The sequence below is a fragment of the Microbacterium enclense genome, assembly GCA_038182865.1.
Lineage (GTDB): Bacteria > Actinomycetota > Actinomycetes > Actinomycetales > Microbacteriaceae > Microbacterium > Microbacterium enclense_B.
The window spans coordinates 2,894,069-2,913,650 of record CP116226.1 but is presented as its reverse complement, the minus strand read 5'-3'; the positions used below and the strand labels follow the sequence as shown (position 1 = coordinate 2,913,650).

At 70.5% G+C, this 19,582-nt stretch carries 17 protein-coding genes; 5 read left to right on the top strand and 12 right to left on the bottom strand.

Going from position 1 to position 19,582, the window contains the following annotated elements:
• Window positions 1-193 precede the first annotated feature (193 nt).
• From gguB to PIR02_13700, 5 genes are all read right to left on the bottom strand, one after another.
• Window positions 194-1,459 (bottom strand): sugar ABC transporter permease, encoded by a 1,266-nt coding sequence (gene gguB, locus PIR02_13720; GenBank protein WZH35820.1) that lies wholly within the window; start codon window positions 1,457-1,459, stop codon window positions 194-196.
• Window positions 1,446-2,972, bottom strand: coding sequence for a sugar ABC transporter ATP-binding protein (gguA, locus tag PIR02_13715; GenBank protein ID WZH39010.1), 1,527 nt, complete (start codon window positions 2,970-2,972; stop codon window positions 1,446-1,448). Before gguA ends, gguB begins: the two co-directional genes overlap by 14 nt.
• A 159-nt stretch (window positions 2,973-3,131) precedes the next feature.
• Window positions 3,132-4,238, bottom strand: a complete 1,107-nt coding sequence (gene chvE / locus PIR02_13710; GenBank protein WZH39009.1) for a sugar ABC transporter substrate-binding protein — start codon at window positions 4,236-4,238, stop codon at window positions 3,132-3,134.
• A 317-nt stretch (window positions 4,239-4,555) separates the two neighbouring features.
• On the bottom strand, window positions 4,556-5,581 hold the full coding sequence (locus PIR02_13705; GenBank protein WZH35819.1) for a LacI family DNA-binding transcriptional regulator: 1,026 nt from the start codon (window positions 5,579-5,581) through the stop codon (window positions 4,556-4,558).
• An 89-nt stretch (window positions 5,582-5,670) separates the two neighbouring features.
• Window positions 5,671-6,993 (bottom strand): M20/M25/M40 family metallo-hydrolase, encoded by a 1,323-nt coding sequence (locus tag PIR02_13700; GenBank protein WZH35818.1) that lies wholly within the window; start codon window positions 6,991-6,993, stop codon window positions 5,671-5,673.
• 106 nt (window positions 6,994-7,099) lie between these two features.
• Here PIR02_13700 and PIR02_13695 point away from each other — a divergent pair, with 106 nt between their 5' ends.
• Entirely contained in the window at window positions 7,100-8,083 is a 984-nt protein-coding gene (locus PIR02_13695) for a Gfo/Idh/MocA family oxidoreductase (protein ID WZH35817.1), read from the top strand.
• Window positions 8,084-8,352: 269 nt separating this feature from the next.
• The gene (locus PIR02_13690; GenBank protein ID WZH35816.1) at window positions 8,353-9,213 is read left to right on the top strand and encodes an NYN domain-containing protein; all 861 of its coding nucleotides are present in this window, start codon (window positions 8,353-8,355) and stop codon (window positions 9,211-9,213) included.
• A 265-nt stretch (window positions 9,214-9,478) separates the two neighbouring features.
• Here PIR02_13690 and PIR02_13685 read toward each other — a convergent pair whose 3' ends face one another.
• Together PIR02_13685 and PIR02_13680 are read right to left on the bottom strand one after the other, a co-directional pair.
• A complete protein-coding gene (locus PIR02_13685; protein WZH35815.1) occupies window positions 9,479-10,105 on the bottom strand; it encodes a hypothetical protein in 627 nt (208 codons plus the stop codon).
• A gap of 52 nt (window positions 10,106-10,157) precedes the next feature.
• Entirely contained in the window at window positions 10,158-11,729 is a 1,572-nt protein-coding gene (locus PIR02_13680) for an ATP-dependent DNA ligase (protein WZH35814.1), read from the bottom strand.
• A 198-nt stretch (window positions 11,730-11,927) separates the two neighbouring features.
• On the opposite strand from PIR02_13680, the gene PIR02_13675 reads away from it, so the two are divergent.
• The gene (locus PIR02_13675) at window positions 11,928-13,580 is read left to right on the top strand and encodes a RecQ family ATP-dependent DNA helicase (protein ID WZH35813.1); all 1,653 of its coding nucleotides are present in this window, start codon (window positions 11,928-11,930) and stop codon (window positions 13,578-13,580) included.
• Between the two features lie 102 nt (window positions 13,581-13,682).
• Here PIR02_13675 and PIR02_13670 read toward each other — a convergent pair whose 3' ends face one another.
• Genes PIR02_13670 through PIR02_13660 form a run of 3 tightly spaced genes read right to left on the bottom strand, consistent with a single transcriptional unit; the run spans window position 13,683 to window position 15,892 of the window.
• Window positions 13,683-14,090 (bottom strand): hypothetical protein, encoded by a 408-nt coding sequence (locus PIR02_13670; protein WZH35812.1) that lies wholly within the window; start codon window positions 14,088-14,090, stop codon window positions 13,683-13,685.
• 42 nt (window positions 14,091-14,132) lie between these two features.
• Entirely contained in the window at window positions 14,133-14,741 is a 609-nt protein-coding gene (locus tag PIR02_13665; GenBank protein ID WZH35811.1) for a DUF1349 domain-containing protein, read from the bottom strand.
• Entirely contained in the window at window positions 14,738-15,892 is a 1,155-nt protein-coding gene (locus PIR02_13660) for a DUF418 domain-containing protein (GenBank protein WZH35810.1), read from the bottom strand. The genes PIR02_13665 and PIR02_13660 overlap by 4 nt, the downstream gene beginning before the upstream one ends.
• 51 nt (window positions 15,893-15,943) lie before the next feature.
• Here PIR02_13660 and PIR02_13655 point away from each other — a divergent pair, with 51 nt between their 5' ends.
• Complete coding sequence (locus PIR02_13655; protein WZH35809.1) at window positions 15,944-16,549, top strand: TetR family transcriptional regulator C-terminal domain-containing protein; 606 nt, start codon at window positions 15,944-15,946, stop codon at window positions 16,547-16,549.
• A 55-nt stretch (window positions 16,550-16,604) separates the two neighbouring features.
• Window positions 16,605-17,534: a GNAT family N-acetyltransferase gene (locus tag PIR02_13650; protein ID WZH35808.1), complete on the top strand. Its 930-nt coding sequence runs from the start codon at window positions 16,605-16,607 to the stop codon at window positions 17,532-17,534.
• 116 nt (window positions 17,535-17,650) lie between these two features.
• On the opposite strand, the gene PIR02_13645 is transcribed toward PIR02_13650, so the two are convergent.
• Window positions 17,651-18,427: an LLM class flavin-dependent oxidoreductase gene (locus PIR02_13645; GenBank protein ID WZH35807.1), complete on the bottom strand. Its 777-nt coding sequence runs from the start codon at window positions 18,425-18,427 to the stop codon at window positions 17,651-17,653.
• Window positions 18,424-19,305 (bottom strand): LLM class flavin-dependent oxidoreductase, encoded by an 882-nt coding sequence (locus tag PIR02_13640; GenBank protein WZH35806.1) that lies wholly within the window; start codon window positions 19,303-19,305, stop codon window positions 18,424-18,426. The genes PIR02_13645 and PIR02_13640 overlap by 4 nt, the downstream gene beginning before the upstream one ends.
• Between the last annotated feature and the right edge of the window lie 277 nt (window positions 19,306-19,582).

Here is a 19,582-nt window from a genome sequence, read left to right as displayed (position 1 = left end):
GGGTCGCGTCGCCCGACCGCGGTCGGCGGGCGAAGTTCGGCGAGGTCCGGACGGTCTTCTTTCTCGTCTCAGGGTGAGTCCGGGTGAAGCCCCGGAGGGTGACCACGCACGCGACCCCGCGCACGAGCCATGATGCCCGGCCACGCGAAACGCCCCGCCGCGGAAGCGACGGGGCGTTTCGGATGAGCCGGGCTCAACCGCGCGTGCGGTTCTTGTTCCAGACGTCGAAGGCCACGGCCAGCAGCAGCACGAGTCCCTTGATGAACTGCTGCACGTCGGTCGAGATGCCCATGAGCGACATGCCGTTGTTGAGCACACCCATGACCAGACCACCGGCGATGGCACCGACCACGCGGCCGACACCGCCCTGCACGGCCGCGCCACCGATGAAGGCGGCGGCGATGGCATCCAGCTCGAACAGGTTTCCGGCACCGGGACCGGCGGAGTTCAGGCGGCCGGTGAACACGATGCCCGCGAGGGCCGCGAGCACACCCATGTTCACGAAGAGCAGGAAGTCGACGCGGCGGGTGTTGATGCCCGACAGCTTCGCGGCGGTGCGGTTGCCGCCGATCGCATAGATGTGACGACCGAAGACGCTGCGGCTCATGACGGTGGAGTACCCGATGATGAGCACCGCGAGCACGACCAGCACGATGGGCGTTCCGCGCGAGCCGGGCGCGACACCGAGCAGGTAGGTGAGGTACGCGATGAGGGCGCCCCCACCGATGACCTTGAACAGGAACCACACCGTCGGCTCGTTGTGCAGTTCCAGCGCCGCGCGCTTCGCCCGCTGACGCACCTGCGAGAAGACGAAGAGCACGAGGGTCAGCGCACCGAGAGCGACCGTGATCCATTCCGCGGGCGAGGACGCCGCGGGGAAGAGATCGGGGAAGAGGTACCCCCCGCCGAGTTGGCGGTACTCGGTCGGGAACGGCGTGATCTGCGTGTTGCCGAGCGTCATCTGCGTCAGGCCGCGGAACAGGAGCATGCCCGCCAGCGTCACGATGAACGCCGGGATCCCGATGTAGGCCACCCAGAATCCCTGCCACATGCCCACGACGGCGCCGAGGAGGAGCGAGAGCAGGATGCCGAGCCACCAGGGCAGGCCCCACTGCACGATGAGCACACCCGAGACGGCTCCGACGAAGGCGGCGACCGACCCCACGGAGAGGTCGATGTGCCCGGCGATGATGATCATCACCATGCCGATCGCGAGGATCAGGATGTAGCTGTTCTGGACGATGATGTTCGACACGTTGCCCGCGGTGAGCAGACGGCCGCCCGTCAGAGCCTGGAACAGCAGGACGATCACGATCAGCGCGATGAAGATGCCGATCTCGCGCAGTCGCGAGGTGAAGAACTGAACGATGCTGCCGGCTCCCCCGGCGGCGCCACCGACGGGCCCCCGCGGGGTTCCGCCCGGGCCCGCCTGGGTCGCGGTGTTGTCAAGCGCTGACATGGTCGGCTTCCTTCTCCTTCGTCATGAGCACCATGAGGGCCTCCGGGGTGGCCTCTTCGATGGCCAGCTGGCCGGTGATGTGGCCTTCGCTGAGGGTGTAGATGCGGTCGCAGATGCCGAGCAGCTCGGGGAGCTCCGAAGAGATCACCAGCACGCCCTTCCCCTGGGCCGCGAGGGAATTGATGATCGTGTAGATCTCGTACTTGGCGCCCACATCGATACCGCGCGTGGGCTCGTCGAGGATGAGGACCTCGGGGTCGGAGAAGAGCCACTGCGACAGCACGACCTTCTGCTGGTTGCCGCCGGACAGCTTGCCGACGACGACATCGACGCTGGGCGCCTTGATGTTCATCGAGGTGCGATACCGATTGGCGACCAGGTACTCTTCATCGCCGTCGACCCAGCCACCCTTGACGAGCTTGCGCATCCCGGCGAGCGAGATGTTGCGCTTGATCGTGTCGATGAGGTTCAGCCCGGCACCCTTGCGGTCCTCGGTCACATAGGCGAGGCCGCTGCGGATGGCGGCGGGCACCGTGGAGGTGTCGGCCTTCTGCCCGCGGATGTAGACAGTGCCCGAGATGCGCGAGCCGAAGCTCTTGCCGAACACGCTCATCGCGAGCTCGGTGCGACCTGCCCCCATGAGCCCGGCGATGCCGACGACCTCTCCCGCGCGCACGTTCAGGTTGGCGTTGTGGATGATCGTGCGCGTGGCATCCGTGGGGTGGCTGACGTTCCAGTCCTCGATGCGCAGGACCTCCTCGCCGATCTCGACGTCGCGGTCGGGGTAGCGGTTCTCGAGCTCACGGCCGACCATCCCGCGGATGATGCGGTCTTCGCTCGTCCCCCCGGTGGCCACGTCCAGGGTCTCGATCGTGCGACCGTCGCGGATGATCGTGACCTCGTCGGCGATCGCGCGGATCTCGTTCAGCTTGTGGCTGATGATGATGCACGTGATGCCCTGCCCCTTGAGGTGGCGGATCAGGTCGAGCAGGTGCTCGGAGTCGTCGTCATTGAGAGCTGCCGTGGGCTCGTCGAGGATGAGGAGCTTGACGTCCTTCGACAGCGCCTTGGCGATCTCGACGAGCTGCTGCTTGCCGACGCCGATCTCGTTGACGGGCACGTCGGGGCTGTCGCCGAGACCCACGCGGGCGAGGAGCTTGGACGCCTCGCGGTTCGTGGCATCCCAGTCGATGAGACCGCGGTGCGTGATCTCGTTGCCGAGGAAGATGTTCTCGGCGATCGAGAGGTAGGGACTCAGCGCGAGCTCCTGGTGGATGATGACGATGCCGGCGGCCTCGCTGTCGCGGATGTCCTTGAACTCGACGGTCTTGCCGTCGAAGACGATCTCGCCGCGGTAATCGCCCGCGGGGTACACGCCGCTGAGCACCTTCATGAGGGTGGACTTGCCGGCGCCGTTCTCGCCGCAGATGGCGTGAACCGTCCCGCGCTCGACGGTCAGCGACACGTCGGCGAGCGCGATGACGCCGGGGAACTCCTTGGTGATCGAGCGCATCTCGAGGATGGTGCTCACGAGGTCCTCCTTGCAGAACCGGCTCGTGGCCGGTGGGGATGGTGGGGCGGGGCCGTCCGGTGCAGACCCGCGGGAGCCTCCGCCGCGACCCGGGGGCCGCGGCGGAGGCGAAGAGTGGCGGGGCCGAGGCCCCGCCGGGGATCAACCCAGGTCGGCCTCGGTGTAGTAGCCGCTGTCGACGAGGACCTCTTTGTAGTTGTCCTTCGTCACGATCGTCGACTCGAGCAGGTACGAGGGGACGACCTTCTCGCCGTTGTCGTACGTCTCGGTGTCGTTGACCTCGGGCTGCTCGCCCTTGCGGATGTCGTCGACCATGGTCACGGCCTGCTTGGCCAGCTCGCGCGTGTCCTTGAAGATCGTCGAGTACTGCTCACCGGCGATGATCGACTTGATCGAACCGACCTCGGCGTCCTGGCCGGTGATGACCGGCAGGTCGGTGGCGGAGTAGCCGCCGGAGGTCAGGGCCGAGATGATGCCGATCGACAGACCGTCGTAGGGCGAGAGAACACCGTTCAGCTTCGTTCCGCCGATGACGGTGAGGATGTTCTCCATGCGCTTCTGCGCCGTCTCCGGCAGCCAGCGGAGGATGGCAGCCTGGCCGAACTCGGTCTGGCCGGAGGGGACGACGAGCGTGCCCTTGTCCATGTAGGGCTTGAGGGTGTCGATCGCGCCCTGCCAGAAGAAGGTGGCGTTGTTGTCGTCGGGGCTTCCGGCGAACAGCTCGATGTTGAACGGGCCGGCGGCGCCGGTGTCCTTGCCCGAGGCGTCCAGGACGCCCAGACCGGTGAGGAGCGAGGTGGCCTGCTGGACGCCCACCTTGTAGTTGTCGAACGTCGTGTAATAGTCGACGTTCTCGGTGCCGTTGATGAGGCGGTCGTACGCGATGACGGGGATGTTCGCGTCCTTGGCCTGCTGGAGCACGTCGGTCAGCGTGGTGCCGTCGATCGAGGCGATGATCAGGGCCTTCGCGCCCGTGGTGATCATGTTCTCGATCTGCGAGACCTGCGTGGGGATGTCGTCGTTGGCGTACTGCAGGTCGACCTGGTAGCCGAGGTCTTCGAGCTGCGACTTGACGTTGTTTCCGTCGGCGATCCAGCGCTCCGACTGCTGCGTCGGCATGGCGACGCCGATGATGCCACCCGCCTCCTGGGACTCGCCTGCGGCGGCGCCACCGGTACGGTCACCGGCGCAACCGGCCAGACCGATGCCGAGCGCGAGGACGCCCGCTCCCGCGATCGCCTTGAGCATGCTGTGCTTCTTCACTCTGGTTCCCTCCATTGGGTTCATGTCACGGTCTCTCCACGTGGAGTCCACCGCGGTCAGTGCGGACGACGGCACGCTGCACGCACGAATCGGCGGGGCGAAACGAGAGACGGGCGAAGGCGAGTTCCCTGCGCGATCGAAACATCTTCGTCTCGACGGATCCGCTCCGCAGCGAGTCCCGTCGACCGTGTGACGCAGTCATGTGACCGTTCACATTGTGTGAGTGATGGTACCCCTCGGGCGGACCCGCATGTCAAGTGTTCGTGCGCACACCGTCCAGCCGTTGCTGAAATGTGACGAACTCAGCGGCTCGGCGGCGCCGTCGAGGAGCGCACGATGAGGCGCAGGTGATCGGGCTGGGGAGCGACATCGTCGCCCGCCTTCTCCCCCACGGCCCGGAGCAGATCCCACACGGCGCGACGGCCGATGCCGAGGAAGTCCTGACGAACCGTCGTGAGGGGCGGCCAGAGATGAGCGGCCTCGGGGACGTCGTCGAAACCGACGACCGCGATGTCGTCGGGAACCGATCGACCGATGTCGCGGACGGCATGCATGAAACCGAGCGCCATGTGATCGTTCCCGGCGAACACCGCCGTCGCATCCTCCATGCGCAGGAGTTCTCGCCCGGCCTCGTAGCCGAACTGCGCCGTCCAGTCGCCCAGCACCGGGGGACGCGGCGAGAGGTCGTGGGCGTCCATCTCGGCGAGATAGCCGCGCATGCGATGATCGGCCTCGATCCAGTCCCGAGGACCGGCGATGTGCAGGATGCGGGTGTGTCCGAGCTCGATCAGGTGTCGCACCGCCGCCCGGGCACCGGCGATCTGATCGTTGAACGACGCGGTCGAGCCGGTCGAGGAGACGATCTGCACCGGCACGGGGAGCTGTAGTTCGTCGAGGATGGGCACGACCCTCGTCTGCGGTGCCACCGCGATGAGCCCCTCGACGGACTGCTGCATGAGGTGATCGATCGAGGAACGGACGTCGTCGGGAGCGCTCGTGACGAGACTCGTGACGGTGAGCCGGTAGCCCGCGGCGCGTGCCGCCGACTCGACCGCCTGGATCATCGTCGCAACGCCGAACGTCGTGGCGCGCGGGCCGAGCACCCCGATGAGGCGCGAGCGGCTCGTCGCGAGCGCACGGGCGGCCTGATTCGGCACGAACTTCAGCTCGGCGATCGCGGAGCGCACCCGCGCCGCCGTCTCCGGGCGCAGCTGCGGACTGTTGTTGATCACGCGAGAGACGGTCTGGTACGACACCCCCGCGAGACGTGCGACGTCGCGGATGCTGGGGGCCCGGCCCGTGGCATCCGGAAGGTCGGTCTCGCTCATGGTTCGCCTCTTTGCGTCGACGGTCTCTGCGTGACCGGTCACACGAGAATACCCGCCGGTCTGCTCGGCGTGTGACGCGCCTCTCGCGCTCAGGACGCCAGCAGTGCGCGATAGAACCGGATGCCGCGGAGCCACGACTCCACGCGGATGCGTTCGTCGGGGGCGTGCAGGGCGTCGCGCTCCGACCGGGTGAGGTGGAACGGCGCGAAGCGATACACGTTCGACGAGATGCCGGTGTAGAAGCGACTGTCGCTCGCGCCCAGTTGGAGGTACGGAAGAGGGATCACGTCCTCACCCCACGTCGCGACCACGGCGGACGACAGCCGCTGCCACGCCTGCCCGCGCCACGGGGACACCGGCGACGGCTCGCTGCCGTGGCGCAGCTCGATCTCGACCATCGGGTCAGCCACGGCACGGCGGAGATGGATCGCCGCATCGGCGAGGGTGTCCCCCGTCAGGAGCCGGACGTTCACGCTCGCGCGCGCGGTGGTGGCCAGGACGTTCTCGCCCGGGGCCCCCTCCAGTCGGGTGACGACCGCGGTGGTGCGCACGAGCGCGTTCGTCTCGGGCCCCAGCCGGGCGAAGGCCGCGGTGACGAGCGGCGCGGACGCCGAGGTCCGGCGGAAGAGGGTGCGCAGCGGTTCCGCGGTGTGCGCTGCGGCGGTGCCGAGCATCGCCCGCACCGGCGAGGACAACCGGCGCGGGAACGGGCGGCGACGCAGGCGGTCGATCGCCCGCGCCAGGCGTGCCGTCGCGGGCAGAGGCGGCGGAGTCGAGGCGTGACCGCCGGCCTCCCGCGTGATGAGCTCGAAGGTCGCGACACCGCGCTCAGCGACACCGATCATCGCGGTCGGCGCGGCGACACCGGGTACGGCACCCTCGACGACGGCCCCACCCTCGTCGACGACGAGAGCGGGACGCACACCGCGCGCCTCCAGCAGAGCGGCGATGGCTTGCGCACCGGTTCCACGCGTCTCCTCGTCGTGACCGAACGCGAGCCAGACATCCGTTCGCGGGACGACGCCGTCCGCGAGCGCTTCCTCGACCGCCTCGAGGATCGCGACGAGAGCGCCCTTGTCGTCTATGGCGCCCCGGGCATATATCGCTTCCTCGGGGCCGTCTCCCTCCGTCACCGCGTCGAATGGAGGATGCCGCCACTCCTGCCCGTCCACCGGGACGACGTCCTGATGGGCGAGGAGCACCAGCGGGGGCGCGGTGGTCTCCCCCGCCCAGCGATAGAGGAGCGAGTGCCCGGCGACGACCTCGCGATCGAGGCGTTCGTGCGTGAGGGGATACAGACGCGCCAGTGCCGCGTGGAAGGCGTCGAAGGCGGCGGTGTCGACATCGGCGGGGTCGACGCGAGACACGGTGGGGATACGCAACAACTCACGGAATCGCTCGACGGCGGTCATGGTGCGAGCCTATGCCCGCGGCATCCGGGACTCCCGCGCACGACGCGGCCGCCCGACGCGCCCGCCCGACGCGCCCGACATCCGACGCCGCCGATACGGTGGACGTATGACTGGACTGCACTGGGGCATCCTCGCCACGGGCGGCATCGCCCACGCCTTCACCTCCGACCTCCGCACCGCGGGGCTCGATGTCGCCGCGGTGGGCTCCCGCCGTCTGGAGAGCGCGCGCGAGTTCGCGGCGAAGTACGACATCCCGCACGCGCACGGCTCGTACGACGAGCTCGTGGCCGACCCGACGGTCGACATCGTCTACATCGCCACTCCGCACCCGGGCCACGTCGACAATGCGCTGCTCGCCCTCGACCACGGCAAGCATGTGCTCGTCGAAAAGCCCTTCACGCTCAATGAGACCGAGGCCGCGATCATCCGCGATCGCGCGGCCGAGAAGGGGCTGCTCGCCATGGAGGCGATGTGGACCCGGTATCTCCCGCACATGGTGCGCATCCGCGAGATCATCGCGGAGGGGACGCTGGGCGACATCCGCGTGGTGTCGGCCGACCACACGCAGAAGATCTCGACAGACCCGACGCACCGCCTGAACGCGCTCGAACTCGGCGGGGGCGCGCTGCTCGACCTGGGCATCTACCCGGTGTCGTTCGCGATCGACGTGCTCGGACTCCCCGAGCAGGTGTCGGCCGTCGCGCGGATCTCGGACGCCGGCAGCGACGCCGAGGTCGCCACGATGTTCGTGCACCCCGGCGGCGCTCTGTCGACCACCGTCTCGTCGTCGCGCGGGGCGGGGGCGAACACCGCGCAGATCGTCGGCACCGAGGCCCGCATCGAGATCGACCGCGTCTGGTACACGCCGACGTCGTTCCGCGTGGTCACCCCCGACGGCGACGTCCTCGAGGAGTTCACGACCGAGATCGACGGGCGGGGAATGCAGTTCCAGGCCCAGGCGGCCGAGCGATTCGTCACCGCCGGCGTCACGTCGAGCGACGTGCTCCCCATCGACGAGACGGTCGCCATCATGGGTGTCCTCGACGAGGTGCGCCGACAGATCGGCGTGGTCTACCCCTCCGAGGGCTGACCCGGGACGGGTCGCCGGGCGGACGGGCCGTCGGGCGGGCTGCCGCGCGGGCGAATTGCCGCTGGGTGTGCGAGCGGGGGTCTCTTGTCGCCGCGGGCGGCCGCGCCGTCCCGCGGACTTCGCGCCCGACACGGTGGCATCCTGGGCCGCCGAACGGCGTGTCGCCCCCGAACTCCGCACGCCGGTCCGCCCCCGGCACGGCTCGACCGCGCGCTCGGCCGACCCGACGGGAGTACCCCTGGGCGTGCCGACAGGTCAGACTGGTTGTCATGCCCGATCCACAGAACGCCCGCGTCGCCGTCTACCTCGACTTCGACAACATCGTGATGTCGTGGTACGACCGCGTGCACGGGCGCAACGCCTACTCGCGCGATCGCCAGAAGATCGCCGACAACCCCACCGACCCCGAGATCGCCGAACGTCTGACGAAGGCGACGATCGACGTCGGCGCGGTCATCGACTACGCCGCGTCGTTCGGCACTCTCGTGCTCACGCGTGCCTACGCGGACTGGTCGTCGCCCGTGAACGCGGAGTACCGATCCCAGCTCGTCGCCCGAGCGGTCGACCTCGTGCAGCTGTTCCCGGCGGCCGCGTACGCGAAGAACGGTGCCGACATCCGTCTCGCCGTGGATGCCGTCGAGGACATGTTCCGCCTCCCCGACCTGTCGCACGTCGTCATCGTCGCCGGCGACAGCGACTACGTCCCCCTCGCGCAGCGATGCAAACGCCTCGGCCGGTACGTCGTCGGCGTCGGGGTCGCGGGATCGACCGCGAAATCGCTCGCCGCCGCGTGCGATCGGTTCGACAACTACGACGCCCTTCCCGGCATCCCGAAGCTCACCGAGACGAAGAAGGATGCCGCGCCCTCGCGCCCCCGAGCACGCAAGCGCTCGCAGGACCCGGCGGTCAACCTGCTCGAGCGCGCGATCCAGCTCGAGGGGGAACGGGCCGACGGAGAATGGCTGCACGCCTCCGCGGTGAAGGACCTGATGAAGCGGCTCGATCCCTCGTTCAGTGAGAAGGCCCTCGGCTTCCGCAGCTTCTCGGACTTCCTCAAGGCGCAGACCGACCACGTCGAGGTCGACGAGGAGTCGAACGTCGTGCAGGTGCGGGCGGCCGCGCGGGGCTGAGCGCGGGCAGGGGTCTGAGCGCGGGCACGGGTCTGCGCAGGCACGCGGCGTGCAGCGCGCACAGAGCGTGGGCAGCGCGCGTGCAGCGTGGGAGCAGAGCGCGGTCGACACGCGGCGCGCTGCGCAGCACGCACGTGGCGAACGGAGCGCGAGGCCGAGTGCGCGCGGCGGACGGAGCGCGTCACGGGCGCCGGCACGCGGCACCGGCACGCGGCACCGGCGCGAGTCCGCCCACACGATCAGGCGGTGGCGGCGTCGACGGTGCTCAGCGTCGCTCGGCGCCCGGCGCGACATGCGCGAGCACGTCGGGCCAGACCGACGTCAACGTGATGTCGCCGTTGACGGAGGCGATGTCGTCGTCGGCGACGACCTGCAGCCGAGCCGAGCGCATCCGCTCGACGTACCACTCGGCGTCAGCCGCGTCGGCAGGCCCTTCTCCGCCGACGATCACGAGAGCCTCGGCATCGAGGTGATCGAGCAGCGGGGTGCGCAGGTCGCGGCTGAGCGGATCGGACGGGCTCGCGACCCCGACGATCGCCAACCGGTCGACGACGGGCCCCATCGCCGCGGCCAGGTAGATGGCGATCGGACCCGCTTCCCTTTCGCCCACCAGCCCCACCGTCGCCCCGGGTGCCTCTCGCTCGAGCAACTCGCGCAGCGCGTCGACAGTGAGCCCGGCCGGTGTCTGACCGCCGAAGACGGGTGGATCTTCGAGTTCGGGCGCGTCGAGGCCCACAGCCACGATCCGCACGTCGAAGGCCGCCGTCACGCGCGTATCGGGGTCGGTGGTGGCCACGTCGCCGGTGCGCAGGACGAAGACGGCGCGGGGAGCGCCGGGCGTACCGAAGCTGCGGTATCCGAGCTCGCCATCGAGCCAAGGAGCCAGACTCATCGTGTCGTCCTTCCGTCGGGAACGTTCGAGGGGGTGGGTGCCGATCGCGCGATCACGACGTCGTCGCCTGCGTCGACTGCGCGTCGCCGGGGGCCTCGCCGACGTTCGGGAGCATCGCCCGCAACGTCGTGATCGTGTCGGCCTCGCGGGCCGGTTTGTCGGAGCGGTACGCCTTCACCCGGGCAAACCGCAGAGCGACACCACCGGGGTAGCGCACCGACCTCTGCACCCCGTCGATGGCGATCTCGACGACCGTGTCGGGGACGACGCGGATGCCACCGGGCACCTCCCCCGTCGCCCGTTCGGCGAAATGCGCGGTCTGCCAGCGGAGCACCTCGTCCGTCAGGCCCTTGAAGGTCTTGCCGACCATGACGAAGCCGCCCGGTTCGCCGAAGGCCCCGTCCGGGTCGCGCGCACCGAGGTGGAGGTTCGAGTACCACTCCGCGCGGCGACCGGACCCGCGCTCGACGCCGAGCACGACGAGGTCGAAAGTGTGCACGGGTTTGACCTTCAGCCAGCTCTTCCCGCGCCGCCCCGCGGAGTAGGCCGCATCGAGTCCCTTCACCATGACACCTTCGTGTCCGGCCTGCAGAGCGGCTCGGGCGAAGGCATCGGCCGCCTCGGCGTCGTCGGTGAGCAGGGCCGGGATGCGGTACTCCCCCGCCACGCGCTCCAGTTCGCTCAGGCGCGCCTCGAGCGGCTCGTCGATCAGATCGCGACCGTCGACGTGCAGGATGTCGAAGAACCACGGACGCAACGCGATCTCCCGGGCCGTCTCGGCACCGAACCGGGCCATCGTGTCTTGGAACGGCCTCGGCGCGCCGTCGTCGTCGAGCGAGAGCGTCTCGCCGTCGAGGATCACGTCGTCCACCGGGAGCGACAGCGCCACCTCGACGATCTCGGGAACCCGGTGCGTCACGTCCGCCAGGGTCCGGGTGAAGACGCGCACCTCGTCACCGTGCCGGTGCACCTGTACGCGGGCACCGTCGAGCTTGTACTCCACCGATGCGCGACCCGCGGCATCCAGAGCCTCGGCGACCGTCGCCGCGGTCGAGGCGAGCATGGGCTGCACGCCTCGCCCGACCACGAGGCCGACGGCGGCCAGGTCGTCGCCGGTGCCGGTCAGGGCGATGCGCGCCGTCGCCCCCAGATCGCCCGACAGCATGGCCGCCCGGCGTACCAGGGCGCCGTCGCGGTCGCCGGCCCGGGCGATGGCATCCAGGAGGACGCCCTCGAGCGCGCCCGTTCGCAGTTCCCCCGTCATGATCCGCACGAGCAGGTGCCATTCGCTCGCGGTGGCGCGGCCGGCGAGATCGTCGAGCAGCGCGGTGCGTACGGCCGCCGACCCCGCTCCCCCCACATCGACCAGCCGCGAGAACACCTCGTCGATCTGCCCCACGGTCAGCGTCGGTGTCTCCGCGTGAGCGCCGCCCCGCGTCGACAGGGTGCGCCAGCCGACGCCGAGGCGTCCCTGTCGGGGAGCTGCCGTCAACAGCCCCACGGCCGGTTCGATCTCGTCGGGCGCGAGGTCGTGCAACACCGCCGCGAGGGCATCGACCTTCGCCAGGCGCGAGCGCGTGTTAGTCACCGTCGCGAGGGCCGTCTCGATGTCGCCGAAGAGCATGTCGGCATCCTGGCATCCCCCTCCGACATCGCTCCGCCGCTTGCGTCGACAGCGCTCGCGTGCCACTTCGCGTGTGCCGTCTGTCGGCCCCGGTGTCGACCGCGGCCGCGTGGACCACACGCCGGCTCCGCCCGCAACCCCCGCACCGATGTCGGAGGTTCGGGGTGAGCTGGGAGCCTCCCCCAGAAATGAGGCACCGTGAACGCACCCGCCACCCTCGAACGATCCGCCCGCACCGCCCGGGAGGTGTTCGGCTGGGACGATCTGCTGCCGGGCCAAGCCGAGGCGATCGACGCGGTCGTCGGCGGGCGCGACACCCTCGTCGTCTTCCCCACGGGCGCGGGCAAGTCGGCGGTGTACCAGATCGCGGGGTGCGAGCTGGGCGGCACCACCGTGGTGATCTCCCCCCTCCTGGCCCTGCAGCGTGACCAGATCGACTCGATCGACGCCGCCCCCGACGCCCCCGCCGCCGTAGCGCTGAACTCCCGCACGAGCACCGCCGCGCGAAAGGCCGCGTGGGCGGCGATCGAGGGCGATGAGGCCGTCTACGCCTTCCTCGCGCCGGAGCAGCTGGCCAACCCCGAGGTCTTCGACCGGCTCGCGAAGGCAGACGTCCGCCTCCTCGTGATCGACGAGGCCCACTGCGTCTCCGCCTGGGGGCACGATTTCCGCCCCGACTACGCGCGCATCGGCGACGCCGTCGAGGCTCTCGGCCACCCACCGGTCCTGGCGCTGACGGCGACGGCATCCGCTCCCGTCCGCGACGACATCATCGCGAGCCTGGGGATGCGCGACCCCCATCTCGAAGTGCGCGGCATGGACCGGCCCGAGATCCACATGTCCGTCCGCCGGCACGAGCACGACAGCGACAAGCGCCGCGCGGTCCTGGCGGATGTCCAGGATGCCGACGGCCCCGCACTTCTGTACGTGGCCACCCGCAAAGAGACCGACGCGTACGCCGAGGAGTTGCGCGAACGCGGTCTGCGAGCGGCCGCGTATCACGGTGCGATGGCGCAGAAACGGCGCGATGAGGTGCACACGGCCTGGAGCGCCGGGGAACTCGACGTGGTCGTGGCGACCTCGGCGTTCGGCATGGGCGTCGACAAGAGCGATGTGCGCCTGGTCGTGCACGCCGACGTGACCGAGTCGCTCGACGCGTACGCGCAGGAGATCGGACGCGCCGCGCGCGACGGTCAGCCGGCGCGGGCGATCCTGCACTACCGGGCCGAAGACTTCTCGCTGCGGTCGTTCTTCGCCGGCGGACACACGAAGCGCGCCGACATCGCCGGCGTCTGGGACACGTTGCGGCGGGCGAAGAAGCCCCTGCGGGCGAAAGACATCGCCGAGAAGAGCGGTCGTCCCGCCCGCGCCATCGGTCGCGTGCTCAACCAGCTCGTCGCGAGCGACCTGGCCGTATCGGGCGCCGACGGCGTTGCGGTGCTGAAGAGGGTGTCGGCGGGCGACGCCGTGACCGCCGTTCGCGAGCGCGACGAGGCGGAGGAGCGCATCCGCTCCTCGCGTATCGAGATCATGCGCGGCTACGCCGAGACGACGCGTTGTCGGCGCCGCGCCCTTCTCGAGTACTTCGGGGTGGAAGCGGCGGAATGCTGCGACGCCTGCGACCGCTGCGACGCGGGAGCTCGGGCGGTCGCCCCCTCCGACGCGGCCGCCGCCGCCGACTCGGGCGGCCTCCGCATCGACTCCACCGTCGAACACGGCGAGTTCGGGACGGGCACGGTGATGGGGATCGAAGACGACCGGATCACCGTGTTCTTCCCTGAGCACGGGTACAAAGTGCTGGCTCGCGCGGCGTTGGGGAGCGGCATCATGGAGCTCGGCGAGGCCGCGTAAGCGCCGGTCAGTCGCGCCTGGCCCGGCCGGCGCCGATCACGCGGTTCGCGACGTCACCCGCTCGACCCGAGGGAGCAATCACTTCCCCCGGGCTCGCGCTCGTCAGTCGCGACGTGTCGCCCACCATGCCCCCACGACGAGGGGAAGTTGGAGGAACAGGCGCACGAAGCGGGCACGGTCGGTGTTCAACCCGGGTGCCGCCCGGCCGGTGCGCCACTGGTGCACGTTGCCCGGGAACACGGCGACGAAGAACGCCGCGATCGCCGCTCCGATGCGACCCCGTTCGCGCGGCAGGGCAACCAGCGCCGTGCCGAGGATCACCTCGACCGCACCGGAGGCCACCACGATGGCATCCTTGTCCGTGCGCAGCAGGCGCGTCGCCCACGGGGGCACCACGATGCGATATCCACGACGCCCCCAGGTCAGGTGACTGACCCCGGCACCGACCAAGAGCAGGGCGAGGATGCCGCGCGCGACGGAACGGATGGAGAGACCTCGACGGCGTGGCATCCGGTCAGTCTGCCACCCGTGTGCGCGTGCCGGGCCGATCGCTCAGCGAAGGTTGCGCAGATCGCTCAGCGAGCGCTCCGCGTAGGCGATCTCGTCGAACACGGCGGCGGCACCCTCGCCCATCGGCGCTTGGGCGAGGAAGCCGACCGAGATGGTCGACGGGTCGGCATCCACACGGAACACGCGCACGAAATGCCACGACAGTGCATCGAGGGAGTAGTGGAAGGCGAACGCCGGCCCGGTACGCGCGACGCGGAGATGCACGGCTTCGCCGGGGAAGAGCGGGCCGTTCGCGTCGTCCGAGAACTCGTTCGTCACCACGCTCACGACCATCGCGTCGCCCTGCGGGGAGTACTCGTTGCAGAGCTTGGCCCACCGGTCCTCGCGCGACCACAGCGCGAGGGCGCCGGCATCGAAGGTGGAGCGTGTACCGCTCATGCGAACACGCGCCGCGAGGACGAAGTCGCCGTGCGGTGCGGGGAAGGCGAGGGCGGTCGCGGCGTGCTGCGCGGGACCGCCGGTCGCGTCGTTGGTCCAGTCGACGCCGCCGGCCGCGCGCAGGGTGAGGGCGCGCGCCTCCTCGTCGTACTCGGCGTCGCCGTCGACGCCCGTCCAATGCAGGGCCGGCAGCCCGGGGAGCGAGATGGTCACGAACGCACCCTATCCACCGGAGCCGTGCCCGAACGGCGTCCGTCACCGGCCGCCGCCCGCCACAGCCATTCGACAGGTCCGGTCGTGAAGCGACGCAGCCAGAGGTGCGCCGAGGCGGCGACGACGGCCGTGATGACGACGAACGCCCCGACCGTCACGGGGATACGCCACGGCTGCAGAGACTGCGCGATGCCGAGACCCCAACCGAAGAAGATCGCACCGCCGAGCAGGTTCTGCAGCAGGTATGCACTGAGGGCCACCCGTCCGATCTCCGTCGCGCGCTGCGCCCACCAGCCGGTCGTCCCCCTGCGCAGGCACATCTCGACGACGATGCTGAGGATGCCGAGGGCCACCACGGGCGCCGCGACGTACCGCTCGAGAAGAAGCCCCGCGGGCGAGCCGGTCAGCCCGAGGAGGAGATCGATCGGCGCCGCGCACGCGCCGACGATCATCAACCGGCGCCGAAGACGCACACCCTCGGCACCGAACACACCGGCCCGCCACAAGGCCGCCCCACCCAGGAACATGGCCAGCGAGAGGAAGCCGATGAGCACGGGCTCAGCGCGGAAGACCGCGACGTTGTCGAGGCGGAACACGGCAAGTCCCCAGAACGACGCCGTCGCGTAGGGGCTGGGCTCGTGCGGCAGGGCCGCGTTCGCGTTCGCACCCGGGATGAGGGTGAGAGCGACCACGATGGACGTGATGAGGAGGTGATGGATGCCGCCGAACACGAGGATCAGGCGGCGTTGCACCCGCGGGCGGGTGAGGAGCAGGAACGACACCACCGCCGCGGTGACGGCGTAGCCCATGAGGACGTCGAACTCCGCGATGAGGATGTAGTTGACGGCCCCGTCGACGAACAGCAGGGCCGCGCGCCACACGTAGCGCCCCGGCCAGCGGCGATGATGGCGAACGGCGGACCGGTGCTGGAGCGCGAGTCCGACACCGAAGGTCAGTGACAGCAGAGCGAGGAACTTCCCCTGAGCCAGGGCCATGAGCGCAAGCTGGGCGGCGGCAGCGGCCTTCGACTCGCCGGGCAGCACCGGGGCGCTGAGCATCCCGAGGAGCCCCCAGGGGTGGGAGAACACCCAGATGTTCGTGGCGAGGGTACCCACGATGGCGAGGCCCCGCACGACGTCGAGGGCGGACAAACGACTTGCAATACGTTCGTATTGTTCACGGCTTCACCGTAGCCTACGACGGTGGACACGCACGCCCCCTCCCCGTCGCCCAGCTCGTCGCACCGCAGCCGTGAAGCCATCACCGAGGCGGTCCTGCGCGTGCTCTCGACCGGCGGCACCGACGATCTCAGCGTGCGCAAGGTCGCCGCTGAAGCGGGGGTCTCGGTCGGCGCGGTACAGCATCACTTCCCCACGCGCGCCGCGCTCATCATCGGAGCGATGGATGCCGTCACCGCCCACTTCCGCGATCGCATCGGCGCCGCGCTGGACAGCGCGGATTCGCAGGTCGCGCGACTCGAGACCTTCTGCGAGGAGCTCGCCGCCCTCGGTGACGCGGGTCGACGCGACGCGGTCGTCTGGACCGCGTTCGCCGCACGCGCGGGAACGGACGGGGAGATCCGCGCGATCCACGAACGGGAGTGGACGCGCACCGAGGAAGCGCTGCGTGGACTCCTGACCGCCGCGTACCCCTCGGCGCGCGTCACCCCCGACGACGCCGCGTTGCTTCTCGCCGCGCTCGACGGCATCGCCGTCGCCCGCGGAGCCGAGGGCGACGCACGCATGCCGGCCGCGCGCGGACGCGCGCTCATCGCGGCTCTCCTGGCCACATTCGCCGCCCGGACGTAGCCGCACCCGGCGCGCGTCTCGGACGCAGCGGCATCCGGCTTCCTAGACTCGCGGCATGGCCACCTCGGATTACATCGCCGCACTTCGTTCGCGGATCGGCACCGACCTGCTGCTTCTCCCCGGGGTGACGGCGGTGATCCGCGACGCGGATCGCTTCCTCCTCGCGCGGCACCGCCACTCGGGGCTGTGGAGCCTCATCGGCGGGGCCGTCGAGCCCGGGGAAGAGCCCTCGGAAGCCCTGCACCGTGAAGTGCGGGAAGAGACCGGGGCCGACGTGCGCATCCGCGGGATCGTCGGCGTCTACGGCGGCGCACCGATGATGGTGACCTACCCCAACGGCGATCGGGTCGGCTACGTCACCACGGCGTACGACTGCGAACTCCTCAGCGACGCCGCCGCCGACCAGGAGGAGCTGCTCGAAGTGGGCTGGTTCTCGCGCGGCGAGATCGCCACACTCCCCCGCCGCGACTGGATCGACCGGGTGCTCGCCGACGTCCCCGGGCGCGCGCGGTTCACGGCCGTCCGACCCGGAACGGTGGCGGATGCCGAGGCCATCGCCCGCGTCCACGCGCAGTCGTGGCGCGAGACATACGGGAAGTTCGTCGACGACCCCGACACGAACCCCTGGTTCGCGGCCGAACGACGCATCGACATGTGGACGGCGACCCTGCGCGACGGTGCCGCACCCGTGATGGTCGCGGTCGTCGATGGCGAGATCATCGGATTCGCGGCCACGGAGCGGACACCCGGCCTCGAGGCGGTGCGGCCCGAGGAGCTGACGACGCTGTACGTCGTCGCCTCCTCGCACGGCACGGGTGCGGGACAAGCGCTCCTCGACGCGGTGCTGGCGGATCGACCGGCGTCACTGTGGGTGGCGGCGGACAACCCTCGTGCGGAGGCGTTCTACCGGCGCAACGGGTTCCGCTCCGACGGCACCGAATCGGCGTTCGGCCCGATCCCGCGGACCGTGCGGATGGTGCGGTGACGGACGTACCGCGCGTTCACGGGGTCTCCGGTTCCTGGGCCGAATCAGCACCCCGGAGCCGAATCGGCCGCGTGCGGGCAGGAAAGCGCCGGACGCACCGGCCCGCGAGTGCCGACTCAGGTCGGAGAAGGCGCCGTGCGCCGAACGAAGTCGATGTAGGCCTCCGCCGTGTCCTCGGGAACGATCGCGCGGAGCACCACCTCGTCGGCGGCAGCCGTGTAGGCCTCGAGCGCGCCCCCCAGTTCGGTGACGTCACGAATGGTCGTGTCGATGGCATCCACCCCCATCCGCTCGAAGTTCGCGGCGTAGTTGGGGAACGAGGCGTAGCGGGCCGTCTCGGCCTCGAGGCGCTCCCGCGCAGCGGGGACGATCGCGGTACGGACGTACACGGCGACGTGCGCGGTGGCGGCGATCTGGTGGAACGCCTCGGCTTGCGCGTGCGCTTCGGTGGGCGGAACCCAGTTCAACAGCACGCCGTCTGCGCGTTCGGCGCCGATCCGACGCATCTTCGGACCCAGCGCACCCACGAGGACGCGAGGCACGCCCGCGTCGTGGAGCACGTCGATCGCGTCACGGACGCGTGCAAGCGCTCCCTCTTTCGCGATGCCCGAGCCGATGCCCAGTGTCAGTCGATCCAGCGGAAGGGCGAGGGACGCCACCTCGGCGGCGATCGTGCCGGCCGGTCGACGGTCGACGGGCACCACGCCGGTCGCGAGGTGCAGCCGATGGGTCACGCGCGCCGCCGCGGCCAGGGCGGCGAGCGCGTCACCGTCGGGGGTGTCGTTGATCCACAGTGTGTGAAAGCCCGCGCTCTCGACCTCGGGCGCGATCAACGCGATCGCCTCCGGTCCGAGCGAGCCCGCAAGACCGAGCGAGACGACGCCGCGGGTCACGAGACGCCCCCGGCGTTCGGCAGGGCCACGGCGACCTGTCCCGCGGCCGAGAAGAAGGCGGCCAGATCGACGTCGTCGGTCGGCAGCAGCACGACGTCGTCGACTCCCGCGGCCTGGAAGCGCGCCACGCCCTCGGCGACCTCCGAGACCGAGCCGGCCAGCACCCGATCCGCGGCGTCCGCGCGGTCCTTCAGCACCGCGGTCGCGCGCTCACGCGCGTCGGGACCGAAAGCCGTGAGCACGTACGCCACGACGTCGGCGCGGCCGGGGCGACCGGCATCCGCCCGTCCCTGCTGGACGACGCGAACGGCCTCGGCGATCTCGTCGACCGTGTGGCGACTGTCGAGGATCACCCCGTCGGCGACGGCGCCGGCGAGCGCGAGCGTCTTCGGCCCCTCGGCCGCGGCGTAGACCAGCGGAGCGGCGGCGGGCGGCCAGTCGAGAGTGACCTCGCGCAGGCGGGCATAGCGTCCCTCGGCGCTGACGGTGTCACCGGCGAGCAGAGACCGCAGGGCGGGGAGCTGCTCCTGCATGAGGGTCAGGGGCGAGGCCGCCTTGGCGCCGACCTGACGCATCCAGTCCTGCACCCCATGGCCGAAGCCGGGCAGCAACCGGCCGGGGAACATCCGCTCGATCGTGGCGACCTCCATCGCCGAAGCGGCGACGTTGCGCAGCGGGAGGGGCGCGATGCCGACGCCGATGCGCAGGTGGTCGGTGACCGCGAGGGCGGCGGCGGCCGCGGCCCAGGCCGAGGAGCGGAAGCAGTCTTCCCACAGCCACAGCTCTTCGATGCCGGCGTCTTCCGCGGCACGCGCGGCGTCGCGCAGCTGCTCGGGCGGGTGGGGGTAGGGGCTGAAGATCGTGCCGATACGACTCATGTCTCTACTCTGCCGCGAACCGCCGACATCGGGGCTCCGGTGGCGGCATTCTTCGGTCCCTCCACCGGCTCCGGCGGACCGTCCCGCGGAGCCCCGCCCCGACACGCCGCCCCGACACCAGCTCAGCCGGCGTGCCGCCCTCGGCATCCGCACGACGGCCCACCCCAGACCCCCGGCGGACCGTCCCGCGGAGCCCCGCCCCGACACGCCGCCCCGACACCAACCCACCCGGCGTGCCGCCCTCGGCATCCGCACGACGGCCCGGTCCGCCCGCGCC